This window comes from Thermosphaera sp., from assembly GCF_059755995.1.
In genome coordinates this window covers 22,939-35,339 of record NZ_DBOUKL010000073.1, presented here as the reverse complement: position 1 = coordinate 35,339, position 12,401 = coordinate 22,939, and the positions used below count along the sequence as shown (strand labels likewise).

Sequence of the window (12,401 nt, the reverse complement as noted above, 5' to 3'; positions counted from 1 at the left end):
GGTTAGCATACTTGCTTGCTGCTAATCCAACAATCCTCCCCAGTAATAGAACTCCTTGCCCGCCCCTACCTACAACCAAGATTTCCCTCTTCATCTACCGCCACCTTTCAGGAAATCAATGAAGCCAGGGTTATCCCTAACGATATACTCTCCTATCACGATTCCTTTCTCCCAGTTGATAACAGCTTCCTCAAGCGTTGGTCTAGGCTTATATATCACTCTCTTTTTCAGCTCATTATACATTTCAACAGGGTCTCTCAACCCTATGTGTCTCCCATAAACCTCGGGACACGTGCTCACCACTTCTATAAACCTGAACCCTCGCATACCCAATACCTTGTAAAAGTACTGCTCAATGTAATGGGGAGTGGTGATGCTGGCTCTCGCTACGTAGTTAGCGTTGAGAGAGGATACAACCCTCACAACATCCAGCGGGGGCTCCGGGTTCCCGTGCGGCGTCGTAGTGGTTCTCACGCCAAGAGGTGTTGTAGGAGCGACTTGCCCCCCCGTCATAGCGTATACGAAATTGGTGAACATTACTGTGATTATGTCTATATTTCTGCGTGCAGCATGCATTAAATGGTTCCCGCCTATACCGGCAATGTCTCCATCCCCGCCAACCACTATGACTGTCAGCTCGGGATTAGCAAGCTTGGCTCCGACCGCGAAGGGGATTGCCCTTCCATGGAGAACATGAGCCGAGTCATAGTTAACGTAGAAGGTTAATCGAGCTGAGCATCCAATACCTCCAACCCAGAGAACACTGTCTGGGGAAATCAATCCTTCATCAATTCTCTTCTGAAGCCCGCGGAGCAAAGCCCCTAGACCTATTCCCAGCCCGCATCCAGGGCAGTACAGGGTTGGGATTCTATCGGTTCTTAAATGCCTGTCGAGTGGATGAATCATGGGGGCTAGAGCCATTGCATCACCGCCTCCTTCACCTCTTTAAGAGTAGGGGATTCCAGGTTGAGTACAGGGGCTTGATAAACATCCCTATCACACATGATTCTCTGAACATCCATGGCTAGCTTTCCAAGATTATTCTCCACCACTATTATCTTTCTCCCTTTTATGGTCTCCCTCATAACCTTTTCATGAAGCGGCCACAGGGTTTTAGGTCGGAAGAAGCCTGCCTTAATGCCGCCATTTCTCAACTGTTTAGTGAGAGCGAAAACCGTTCTTGCAACCGAGCCGTAGGCTACGAAAACCGTTTCAGCATCCTCGAGGAAAAATCCTTCATATTCGAACAACCAGTCGAGGTTTCTGATTATTTTCACGTTTAACCTGGTGACAAGCTCCCTGTACTTTTCATTGTTTGGAGCATAGTATCCTTTCTCATCGTGGATTAAGGACTCGACCAGGACCTTGTACCCCTTGCCGAAAGGAGCCATAGGTGGAACCAAATCCTCGTCTGGAAGGTATGGCATGTAGCCTTCTCTGCTCTTCGGCGGTTTCCTATCGATTATTTCAACCTCTCCTGGCTCCTTTACAACCAGCGGCTCCCATACATGGGCAAGGATGGCGTCGGAGAGTATGAAAACAGGTGTTCTAAGCTTTTCCGACGTGTTGAACGCCTTTATTGTAAGGTCGAATGCTTCTTGAACGCTCCAAGGTGCAAATGAAGGAATAATGTAATCGCCGTGTGCAAGCCATCTAACCATGTAAATGTCTGATTGAGTAGTCTTGGTGGGGACCCCTGTGCTTGGCCCCGCTCTCATAACATGGGCTATCACAATAGGGGTCTCGGTTATAACCGCTAACCCTATCCCCTCAGCCATCAACGATAGGCCGGGACCAGAGGTTGCTGTCATAGCTTTTGCGCCAGCGTTGGAAGCGCCTATTATAGCGTTTATGGAGGCAATCTCATCCTCCATTTGAATAACGACTCCTCCCCGCCGGGGGAGCTCCTCAGCAAGGTACTCCATTAAATCCGAGCTAGGGGTTATAGGGTAGCCAGCGTAGAATTTAAGACCTGCTGTCATCGCCCCCTCTGCAACAGCTATATTTCCTGAGGCAAACACCTTTTTCACTTCCCCACCACCTCGACGAATATTGCGAAGTCTGGGCAATTGTATTCGCAAAGCCGGCATCCAATGCATTTCTCAATATTAACCGGGTCTGGGGGTCGGTAACCGTTCTTGTTGAGAATGGTGGATTTAGATAGAACCTTTACGGGGCAAACGCTAATGCAAATACCGCACTCCTTGCATCTGTCAACTACCACGTTAACTCTGTACTTCTTGTTTTCTTTTGAAATCAGGGATAAAGCGTATGCCAATACGTTCACCTTGAGTATATCGGTTGATATGGAATGTATATAGCGGTATAAAAATCTTCGAAAAATATGGATCAGTTAACATTATTTACCTTTAACAACATTTATCATCACGAGAGGTGTATTCGTAAATGATGGTTGAAATAAGATGGCATGGAAGGGGAGGACAAGGAGCATGGACAGCTAGTAACATTGTAGCAATGGCTGCTTCCTACGAGGGCAAATACGTTCAAAGCTTCCCCGCGTTCGGTCCAGAGCGCTCGGGAGCCCCTATGCTATCGTTCACTCGAATAAGTGATGAACCCATAGAAATACACAACATGGTGTACAACCCAGACATAGTGATCGTTCTCGACTACACCCTGCTATCCCCTGGCATCGTACAGGGTTTGAAGAAGAATGGAGTCATAATATCTAACTACGTTGGAACACCGGAATCCTTCCTAGAGAAGCTCCAAATTCGGAAAGGAGAGTACCGGGCAATCATAACCCCCGCCTCTAAGCTAGCTCTTGAAATATTAAAGGTAAACATCACGAACACAGCTATGATCGGAGGCTTGTTGAAGCTAGACAACATTGTATCATGGAGTAGTGTTGAAAAAGCGATAAGGGAAAGATTCAAAGGCCCGGTGGCTGATAAAAACCTTGAGCTAATAAAGAAAGCTTACGAATCCGCGGTTGAGGTGTAAGGTGATGAGCAGTCAGAGAGGTTGGAAGGAACTCCCCCTAGGCGGGATAGCATACAGATTGTCCACGGATGTTAAAACAGGTGATTGGAGAGCGCTTAAACCAGTTGTAGACCACAATAAATGCACTAAGTGCATGCTATGCTGGCTCTTCTGCCCAGATATGGCCATTATATGGGATGGGGAGAAAATCCAGGTCAACTACGACTACTGCAAGGGGTGTGGAATATGTGCTCACGAATGTCCTGTGAAAGCAATATCCATGATACCCGAGTTCGAGGAGGTGTGAGCCGGTGAGCAAGCTCGAGGTCAAGTACCCACTTCATACTCAGGAAATCCTCAATGTGAACGGTAATGAGGCCATAGCGTACGCTGTGAAGCAGAGCCTGGTAGACGTGGTCTCAGCATACCCGATCACCCCGCAGACAATCATTGTGGAGAAGTTCTCAGAGTTCGTTGCTGACGGTCTCGTCCACACGGAGTTCGTGCCGGTTGAATCCGAGCACTCTGCCATGAGCGCGTGCGTGGGCGCGGCCGCGGCAGGAGCCAGGGCTTTCACCGCCACGTCTTCACAGGGTCTTGCCTTAATGGTTGAAATAGTGTATATTGCTTCAGCGCTGAGGCTCCCCATCGTAATGGCTGTTGCGAACAGAGCTCTCTCAGCTCCAATCAATATTCACAACGACCACAGCGATGCATACTTGATGAGGGACGCCGGCTGGGTCCAGCTTTTCACCGAGAACGTGCAGGAAACATATGACACAACTATTCAAGCCTTCAGAATAGCCGAGGATGAGAGAGTGCTACTCCCGGTAGCGGTAAACCTTGACGGATTCTTCCTCAGCCACACTCTCGAGAACATTAGAGTACTCCCAGACAATGCTGTCGCAGAGTTTCTCGGCGGCTACAGGAAGGTGGCAAAGCTTGGAGTTGATTACTACGAGGAGCAGGTCCCACACATGTTGAACCCGGCGCGCCCGCTAACTTTCGGATCCCTGGACCTCTACGACTACTACTTCGAACACAAGGTTCAACAGGTTGAAGCAATGAAAAATGTCCCAGGAGTTGTGAGAGAGGTCAATGAGAAATGGTTCGAGTTGACAGGAAGAAGATATGGAGATGGTGTTATAGATGCCTACGGCGTTGAAGACGCAGATATCGTAGTCGTAGCCATGGGAAGCGGAGCTGGAACCGTGAGAAGCGTTGTGAAGAAGTACAGGGAGAGAGGAGAGAAGCTGGGATTGGTAAGGATTAGGATGTTCAGGCCTTTCCCATACGAGGAAGTTAGAAGCCTTCTCAGGGGTGTGAAAGCTGTGGCAATAATGGATAAAGGCATAGGTCCAGGAAGCTTCGGAGCCTTATACCAGGATGTGGTTAGCAGCTTGTACGATCTTGGCTCGCACCCATTAACCGTTGACTACGTGTATGGTTTAGGAGGCAGGGACTTAACTCCTGAGCTCGTGGTAAAGATGATCGAGCAGGTAAAGGAAGATGTGAAAACAGGTCGCGTGAAAGAGAAAATAAGATACCTGGGGGTGAGGGGGTAAATGGTGGTGAAAACCATTCCTGAATTCCCTGTTAAGAAAGGCGAACCAGCATATAAGATATGGATGTTCGAGCCGGGCTGGAAAGGGGAAATCCCGTTAAACTTCAACCTGAGACAAGTAGCAGAACAGAAGAGGAGCGCGCTTCTGCCAGGTCACAGGTTGTGCGCAGGGTGTGCTGCACCTATAGTTGTCAAGCTCGCAAGCTTCGCTTTCAGAGGACCGACGATCGTTGTCAACGCCACAGGATGTCTCGAAGTAGCCACTACAATATTCCCGTACACATCGTGGGCGGTTCCATGGATTCACAACGCGTTCGAAAACGCTGCCTCAACAGCCTCCGGAGTGGAGTCGGCTATTAAAGCATTGAAGAAAACAGGGAGGCTGCCGTACGAGCATGTTGATGTCGTGGTTTTCGCCGGCGATGGAGGGACATTCGACATTGGCTTCCAAGCCTTAAGCGGGATGGCTGAGAGAGGCCACGACGTACTCTACATCTTATACGACAACGAAGCGTACATGAATACTGGTATTCAGAGAAGCGGTGGCACACCGAAGTACGCTGCAACCACTACTTCGCCGGCTGGCGAGGTAATACCCGGGAAGCCGGAGAGCAAGAAACCGATCGCAGACATCATGGTTGCTCACAGAATACCTTACGTTGCAACAGCCACTCCAGCTCACTGGATGGACTTCATGAAAAAGGTGAGGAAAGGGCTGGAAGCCAATGGTCCGGCGTTCATACACTCATTAAGCAGCTGTGATAGAGGATGGAGGCATGACAACGCAATAAGCATTGAAGTCTTGAGAAGAGCTGTCGACACATGCTACTTCCCGCTGTGGGAGTGGACGCCTGAAGTCGGTTACATGCTGACTGACAGAAGCCTAGTAATTGCGAGAAACCCGTCTCTGAAACAGCCCATAGAGAAGTTCGTGGAAGTTCAAGGAAGGTTCAGGCATTTAATGAAGCCTGAAAACAAAGAGAAGCTTAAAGAGCTTCAAGAATATGTTGACAAGGTCTGGGAGGACCTGCTTAAACGGGCAAGTAATGCCCCAAAATAGGTTGATGACCATTAAGGATGAACTGCTTGATTCGTTAATATCTTTTTTAAACCGTAACCCATTAATTCTAGGACTTGGAACACCTTTAAAAACGGATGATGCCTTCGGGCTTGTAGCATGCGACTTATTGAAATCTATGGGAATAGAATGTGTTAAGTGCGAATACGGAATCGAGTCATGTCTACCGGAAATAAGCGATAAGAAGCCTAAAGCCTTATTGATTATTGATGCTGTTCTCGGGCGTGAAACCCCTCCAGGGTCTATTATAGTGGCGGATGAATCGGCAATAGACAACGGGGAAATACTGGTTACAACCCATAACGTAACTTTGAAAACGATTCTGGAACTCTTGAGGAAAGAATACGGTGTGGAGAGCGTTATGATTGCAGGTGTGACTCCCTTCTCTCTGGACTATGGTTTAGAGTTGACAAGTGGAATGATGAAATCGCTTGAATACTTTATCGAAATCTTCAAGAAAGCGTTTTCCTCATACCGAGAAGGAATAAAGGAAGAATAGGCGTGAACGGTAAGGTTTTGAAAAATAGTCTGTAGTGATTATCATAATCCTCCCTACTAAGTAGCCCAGTCTTCTCGACGAATTTGATAATAGGAACAGGTAACCAGTATCGGGTTTTACTGAAGAATCCCGTGAACACGTGCTCTGCTTCCAGCTTTAAGTAGCTATGGGACAAATAAGCTTTCACGTAAATCCGAGGATCATTTTTATCCAGCGCCTGAGCTAGAGCGGGAGCTAACTTGAAGATATAGTGTAGCCCACCCCCAGTATATGGCTTAACCAAGGGTACTGAGTCTCCCAGAAAGTACAGGTGATTTCCGAGTACCGGAGTGGTTAGAGGGCGGCTACACGGTATGAGGCCACCGAAAAACTCGGTAACACCCCTGGGTTTTAAACCGTTTAAAGCTAACAGTTTCTCGTTAATGCTTATTGGTAGTGGCTTTTTAGAAATATAGCCTGATAAAACCAAATCATTTTCAAATGGTATTACCCAATGAAATAGCAAGCTATTATTATTAATGTAACTAACTATGATTCGATTTTTATTAAAATAATCTGTTTTAAACAATCCCTGGAAACCAATTAAAAAACAAGGTTTTACTTTAAGATACTTCTGCTTGAAGATACTTAGTACGCCATCACTGGCTATTATCTCTTGACATTTCACTACGGAGTTCCTAAATGTTATTTCTCTTGGAGTTACTCCCGGTTTCGCCTTCACCTTGTTCAAGAACTCTATTCGGGAAGATACCTTATCAAGCAACTTCCACTCTAGCATTGGTCTGTTGACATGGAAGACAAGAGGTTGTTTAAAATGGAAAACAAGTCTCCCAACTCCATAAATATTGAATTCGATTTCGTTATACATGTTATCGATGAGTCTTGGGGATAATTCTTTTTCAATAATCTGCTTCGTTTCAAGCCCCACTAGTCCTGCACAGTGCTTAGGAACCCCTACTTGGTCATGTTCTTCTAATAAAACAACATCTCTCTCCTTAACATGCAACGCCGTAAGCAATCCAGCTGGGCCAGCGCCCACGATGCAGAGATCCTTTCTCATCACATTTCCTCATAATCCCTGGACGAAATCCTCATCGAATACTTCTTAGCTCTCAACTCTTTTATAATATATTTGAAGGCTTTGACAGGGTCGGCTGACGAGCCACACGTATAAACATCTATAGTTGCAAACTCGTACTCAGGCCATGTGTGTATAGATATATGGCTCTCCAATATTATGCCCACGATGCTGACCCCAGGGTTTATTTTCCAGTGCTTAACGTCTAAAAGTGTTAAATTACCTTCAGTAGCCGCATTCCTGACAATCTTTTCCAAAACTTTTTCATCACTAAGAACTGCGGGATCACATTGGTAAGCTTCACCATAAACATGCCTACCTATGACTTTTTTCAAAGTAAGCATAAATCCCCCCTCCCCTTTCCATGAAAAATTAACCCTTGATTCCTTATAAATATTACCCCCACCCCTCACGCACGGAAGGATCGTATTTTACCCCCGGGGAGTTATCGCGTGATTCTAGAAAATTCATGGTTTTATCCTTGCATGAACACTATTTTAAAATTGTGAATGTAGCATGAAACTGTTCGGTACTGCAGGAATCAGGTTACAGTATCCGGATAAGTTAGACGGAATCTTAGCTTACAAGCTAGGGTTGACCATGGGATCGTTAGGTTTTGGGGAAGACTTCTTCATAGTTCATGATACGCGAGCCACAAGCCAGTTACTCACCTATGCTTTCGCGGCGGGAATAATGGCTTCTGGGCGAAAGACGCGGATAATAGGCTTAGCTCCAACCCCTATAGCAGCCTACTCGGCTAAGAAATACAGGGGAATAGGCGTTAGTGTAACAGCTAGCCACAACCCTCCCGAGTACAATGGGTTCAAGTTCTATGACCAGGAAGGATACGAGTTTACCAGGAAGGAGGAGGCTGAAATAGAAAGCAATATATTAAAGGAGTTGAAGCCTGTGGAATGGCGGTTTGCCGGGAGCGCCGATTATGTAAGAACCATAGTGGAGGAATATGTGGAAGACTTGATCGAATTCGTAGGTTCAACCACCGGCAGGGATGTGAAAACTTTCATAATAGACTGTGCTAACGGGGCCTCTTATGACGTTTCCCCGAAAATTATCAGAAGTCTTGGTGGAAAACCCCTTACTATTAATTGCAATCCCGACGGGTTTTTCCCCTATAGAACGCCGGAGCCGAGGAAAGACGTCTTAGAAAGTTATGCTACGCTGTTCAAAGGGTTGAACCCCTCCGCGATCTTCGCGCACGACGGAGATGCTGACAGGTTGGCCGTGGTAGACCCTGTCGACGGGTTCGTGAAACAGGATAGGATTTTAGCGTTTTTCGCAAAAAAAGCGCTGGAGGACAGGAAGGGCAAGGTGATCGTGTCGATAGATACAGGCAGGGCTCTTGACGAGGTTGTTGAAAAAGAGGGGGGAACCGTTGAAAGGTATGTGCTGGGTAAAACTCATGAAAAGGTAAAGGAGACTGGAACGTCACAAGTAGTGATGGCTGGAGAACCCTGGAAGCTCATATACACCTCGTGGGGCCCGTGGGTTGACGGAATACTCCAAGTAGCCTTGCTCACAAGTGCCTTGATGAAGGAAAATGTATCAAGAATCTCGGAGTTGCTTGAGAAAGAGAACATCCCGGATTACCCATGGGAAAGAAGGAGCTATGTTGTTTCGCCCGCAGGTATCCGGGAAGTAGTCTACAATTCATTAATAGAAGAAGTAAAAGTCCTGCTAGGCGACCCAGAAAACATTGTAACAATTGATGGAGTTAGGCTGGAATACGAAGACGGGTCATGGATGCTTTTAAGGAAGAGTGGAACAGAGCCGAAAATCAGGGTTTACGCTGAAGCCTTGAACGTGGAGAGGCTTAAGCAAATGCTTTCAAAGATCGAGGAAAAACTTATAGAGAAAGTTAAGAAGTCAGGTGGCAGAGTGGTTGAAGTAACTTATGGTTGATGAGCTATTTTTTAGAGGATAATCATAATTATTTTATTGATCAAACATGTCCGTAGCTCGCGAACCTAGGAAGAAGAAAATCATAGAAACCGGCTTGAGAGACCTGGAACCCAGTATTCGTGAATACTCTGAGAAACTGCTGGAGCATGTTAAAGAAAAGGTTGAGAAAGAGTATCCTAGTAAAAAAGAGAAGAGATAAGCTTTACGCTAATGTTTCTAAGCTCATCAATATTCCTCGTCTTCAACGGATCGTCGGAGTATTCAACAACATCCGGATAGCATCCCGGGAGGAGACAGCCAAGTCTTTCATCCCTTAACGCGTAGGCTCCTCCGCGAGTGTAGGAGTCCAGTGCTTCCAAAACCGTTAGTGCCTCGCTGGAGTGATCATAACCATATTCTACGCCGTTTCTTAAACCTCTTGAAACGGCAGCATACACTGTTTCAAAAGGTGCGACAGGTTCAACGGGAGAATCTGTTGATAGAGCTAGTCTCGCTACCTTACTTAACGTTTTGAATCTGTAAACCCACTTGATCCTCGCCGCTCCCACTCTCGACAACATCCACTTATCACTCAGTATGAACCTTGGCTGTACCACAATAACCGGTTTTAAAACTTTTATAAGGTCTAATTGATCATCCCTTACAAGGCTAGCATGCTCAATCCTATGTACTGCAGGGTTTACCGAGGATCTCAAAGCCTCCAGCGCAATGTCCAGGGCAGCATCCCCTATCGCATGCATCGCTAATTGAAGACCCTGCTTCTCTGAGAACCTTAATGCATGTTCAACCGTCTCCACGGATACGTTGCATACGCCTCTAAATCCTGGAGTATCAGCATAGTCGTCGCTGAGAAATGCCGTCCTCGGCCCCAGCGCCCCGTCTATCAAGATTTTAATCCCTCTAATACTAAGCTTCCGCGGATGTTCAAGCTTTAAAACACTCTTCAACTCCTCGCGACGACTTATTAATTCCTCGACCAGTATGTAAGCATAAGTTCTCACAGCAACTTTTTCCCGCCTGTAGAAGTTTATTAAAGCCTCAAGCTCATTTAACCTTATCCCAGCCAATCCAATTGCTGATACTCCATTATTTTCTAAAACTTCAAAACCTTTTGAGAACGCATCGATTAGTTCAGATTCACCAGCCTTTGAGCGAATGTACGTTAATAACTTCCAAAGGCTAGATTCATATATGGTCCCGCTCTCCACGTCCAGCCCCTCCACGCTACCCAGGATGCTTAAAGCTCTCTCAACCCCAAGCGTGTTAAGCACTCCCACATGACCTGACTGATGGATAATAAGGACTGGTTTACTATCGATGAATCTGTCAATCTCGCTCCTGAGAGGCAATCTCCCCTCTTCTAGGTTGACAGGGTTAAGCCTACCGGAAACCACCCATTCACCGATTTTCCTCCCCCAATGCTTCAACTCCTCAAGTATTGAGGAAATGTTTCCGCCGTGTAACTCCTTAACCAAGACCTCGAAGCCTAGAGAATCAAGATGTAAATGTGAATCCACAAAACCCGGCCCTAATGGTTTTTTGAAAACTATCTCCTCGCTTATACCTGGCAAGCTAGACAATTTCTCGTAGGCTCCTGCGGCAACTACTTGATCCTCGTGAATGACAATGGCTTCAGCTTTCACCAAGGGTTTGAACAGTAGGTAAATACCCTCTTCAGAAGCGATTAGCTTCATGTCTCAATCCAAGGAGATTATAATACGGGGAGAAGTTTTTAAACCAGGTTGAATATATTTAAATCGCACTCTTTCCGCCCAAGATGGTGGGAAGTTTGGAGCATCAGTTAAAGGAGTACCGTGTTAGCGTTTTAGATCTCAACTTTGGAAAACCCATTGTTGTATTAAATGAGGCCGATGCTCGAGAGCTAGGATTAACTCCGGGCAACATACTCATGATCATTCATGGAGATAAACAGAAGACAGGAGTAGTGATAACGACTAAGACTATGGTTAACCCAGGCTCACTAATAGTCACAAATGAGCTTGCAAACGCCTTAGGCTTGAAACAAGACGAGGCCGTGGGCATTAAACCCTTAAGCATACCTCCAAGTTTTCCAGCGCTTAAAAAGAGGCTAAAGGGTGAGAGGCTTGAGGAATCGGATTACAGGGAAATCGTCAAAGACGTGGTTGAAGGAGTTTACGGGGAAGCAGAGATCGCGGCCTTTCTTGTAAGCCAATCGTTTTACGAGCCTACAGAAGAGGAGTTAACATATTTAATTAAGGCGATGGTTGAGACCGGGGCCCGGATTGTTTTTGAGGAGCCGGCTAACGATGTTCACAGTGTTGGTGGTGTTCCAGGCAATAGTAAAGTAGCCCTCCTAACGGTTCCGATCGTTGCAGCATCAGGACTTTTAATCCCGAAGACAAGTAGCAGAGCTATAACAAGCCCCGCAGGGACGGCAGACACTGTAGAAGTCTTAGCAAGAGTTGACTTGACGATTGAGGAGATCAAGGACATTGTTAAGAAGACAAAGGGAGTGTTAGCCTGGGGCGGAAAGCTCAACCTAGCGCCTGCCGACGACATTTTCGTAAACATTGAGAGACGCCTCGCGATCGACCCCATATACCAAATGGTGGCTAGCATACTATCTAAGAAGCTTGCCATGGGTATTGAGAGGCTTGTTATAGACGTTCCTACAGGTAGGGGTGCGAAAGTCCAGGAGTTGTCGAAAGCGGATGAGATGGCTGGAATATTCATAAGGCAAGCCAGCAAAATGAATGTAGCTGTTAAAGTAGCAGTAACTTACGGTGGGCAACCAATAGGTTTGACAACTGGTCCAGCCTTGGAAGCAAGGGAGGCCTTATCCGCACTGATCACGGGCAAGGGAAGCCGTAGCCTAGTGGACAAGGGTTTACTGTTAGCTGGACTCGTCTTAGAGTTGAGCGGGAGGATCCCACCTGGGAGCGGGGAAGAAGTTGCCAGGGAGATTTTTCTCTCCGGAAAAGCCTATGAGAAGTTTAAGCAGATTATAGAGGCACAAGGCGGAGACCCTAACGTTAAGCCTGAGGACATCCCCATTGGGAAGCACTCGTATACTTTAAAATCTCCGCTTGAAGGAGCTGTAACACATCTGGACAATGCAGCGATAACAACTCTTGCGAGAGCTTGTGGCGCCCCATATGACAAGGGGGCAGGGGTTTACCTGCACGCAAAAGTCGGATACAGGGTTAACAAGGGAGATCCATTGATAACCCTTTACAGCAACAGCGCCTCAAGGCTTGAGACCGCTATAAACCTGCTCTCGCAAACACAGCCCATAATTGTCGAAGGAATGTTGTTGAAAACCCTTCCATAACGGTAA

14 protein-coding genes are annotated in these 12,401 nt (G+C 46.6%); 8 read left to right on the top strand and 6 right to left on the bottom strand.

The genetic code is table 11. From position 1 onward, the window contains the following. Positions 1-90 precede the first annotated feature (90 nt). From AC3OH0_RS07355 to AC3OH0_RS07345, 3 genes are read right to left on the bottom strand one after another with little or no spacing between them, the layout of a single operon-like run. Positions 91-921, bottom strand: coding sequence for a thiamine pyrophosphate-dependent enzyme (locus AC3OH0_RS07355; protein WP_498345347.1), 831 nt, complete (start codon positions 919-921; stop codon positions 91-93). Further along, complete coding sequence (locus tag AC3OH0_RS07350; RefSeq protein ID WP_498345346.1) at positions 912-2,030, bottom strand: 2-oxoacid:acceptor oxidoreductase subunit alpha; 1,119 nt, start codon at positions 2,028-2,030, stop codon at positions 912-914. Before AC3OH0_RS07350 ends, AC3OH0_RS07355 begins: the two co-directional genes overlap by 10 nt. Continuing rightward, on the bottom strand, positions 2,027-2,287 hold the full coding sequence (locus AC3OH0_RS07345; RefSeq protein WP_498345345.1) for a 4Fe-4S dicluster domain-containing protein: 261 nt from the start codon (positions 2,285-2,287) through the stop codon (positions 2,027-2,029). Before AC3OH0_RS07345 ends, AC3OH0_RS07350 begins: the two co-directional genes overlap by 4 nt. 119 nt (positions 2,288-2,406) lie before the next feature. Here AC3OH0_RS07345 and AC3OH0_RS07340 point away from each other — a divergent pair, with 119 nt between their 5' ends. Genes AC3OH0_RS07340 through AC3OH0_RS07320 form a run of 5 tightly spaced genes read left to right on the top strand, consistent with a single transcriptional unit; the run spans position 2,407 to position 6,084 of the window. Further along, complete coding sequence (locus AC3OH0_RS07340; RefSeq protein WP_498345344.1) at positions 2,407-2,964, top strand: 2-oxoacid:acceptor oxidoreductase family protein; 558 nt, start codon at positions 2,407-2,409, stop codon at positions 2,962-2,964. A gap of 4 nt (positions 2,965-2,968) precedes the next feature. After that, entirely contained in the window at positions 2,969-3,250 is a 282-nt protein-coding gene (locus AC3OH0_RS07335; RefSeq protein WP_498345343.1) for a 4Fe-4S binding protein, read from the top strand. Positions 3,251-3,254: 4 nt separating this feature from the next. Beyond that, positions 3,255-4,508: a pyruvate ferredoxin oxidoreductase gene (gene porA, locus AC3OH0_RS07330; protein ID WP_498345342.1), complete on the top strand. Its 1,254-nt coding sequence runs from the start codon at positions 3,255-3,257 to the stop codon at positions 4,506-4,508. After that, positions 4,509-5,567, top strand: a complete 1,059-nt coding sequence (locus AC3OH0_RS07325; protein ID WP_498345341.1) for a thiamine pyrophosphate-dependent enzyme — start codon at positions 4,509-4,511, stop codon at positions 5,565-5,567. After that, positions 5,554-6,084 carry a hydrogenase maturation protease gene (locus AC3OH0_RS07320; RefSeq protein WP_498345340.1) on the top strand — a complete coding sequence of 177 codons (531 nt, stop codon included), beginning with the start codon at positions 5,554-5,556 and terminating at the stop codon, positions 6,082-6,084. The genes AC3OH0_RS07325 and AC3OH0_RS07320 overlap by 14 nt, the downstream gene beginning before the upstream one ends. Here the strand turns inward: AC3OH0_RS07320 and AC3OH0_RS07315 are convergent. Next, positions 6,038-7,144, bottom strand: coding sequence for an NAD(P)/FAD-dependent oxidoreductase (locus AC3OH0_RS07315; RefSeq protein ID WP_498345339.1), 1,107 nt, complete (start codon positions 7,142-7,144; stop codon positions 6,038-6,040). The two genes, AC3OH0_RS07320 and AC3OH0_RS07315, sit on opposite strands and share 47 nt — an antisense overlap. Further along, positions 7,144-7,506 carry an adenosylmethionine decarboxylase gene (speD, locus tag AC3OH0_RS07310; protein WP_498345338.1) on the bottom strand — a complete coding sequence of 121 codons (363 nt, stop codon included), beginning with the start codon at positions 7,504-7,506 and terminating at the stop codon, positions 7,144-7,146. The genes AC3OH0_RS07315 and speD overlap by 1 nt, the downstream gene beginning before the upstream one ends. Before the next feature lie 172 nt (positions 7,507-7,678). Between speD and AC3OH0_RS07305 the strand changes: the two genes are divergently transcribed. Continuing rightward, complete coding sequence (locus AC3OH0_RS07305; protein WP_498345337.1) at positions 7,679-9,082, top strand: phosphohexomutase domain-containing protein; 1,404 nt, start codon at positions 7,679-7,681, stop codon at positions 9,080-9,082. A 46-nt stretch (positions 9,083-9,128) separates the two neighbouring features. Next, positions 9,129-9,281, top strand: coding sequence for a hypothetical protein (locus tag AC3OH0_RS07300; RefSeq protein ID WP_498345336.1), 153 nt, complete (start codon positions 9,129-9,131; stop codon positions 9,279-9,281). Here AC3OH0_RS07300 and AC3OH0_RS07295 read toward each other — a convergent pair. Further along, positions 9,259-10,776 carry an amidohydrolase gene (locus AC3OH0_RS07295; RefSeq protein WP_498345335.1) on the bottom strand — a complete coding sequence of 506 codons (1,518 nt, stop codon included), beginning with the start codon at positions 10,774-10,776 and terminating at the stop codon, positions 9,259-9,261. The genes AC3OH0_RS07300 and AC3OH0_RS07295 overlap by 23 nt on opposite strands. Positions 10,777-10,871: 95 nt before the next feature. On the opposite strand from AC3OH0_RS07295, the gene AC3OH0_RS07290 reads away from it, so the two are divergent. Further along, positions 10,872-12,395, top strand: a complete 1,524-nt coding sequence (locus AC3OH0_RS07290; protein ID WP_498345334.1) for an AMP phosphorylase — start codon at positions 10,872-10,874, stop codon at positions 12,393-12,395. Positions 12,396-12,401 lie beyond the last annotated feature (6 nt).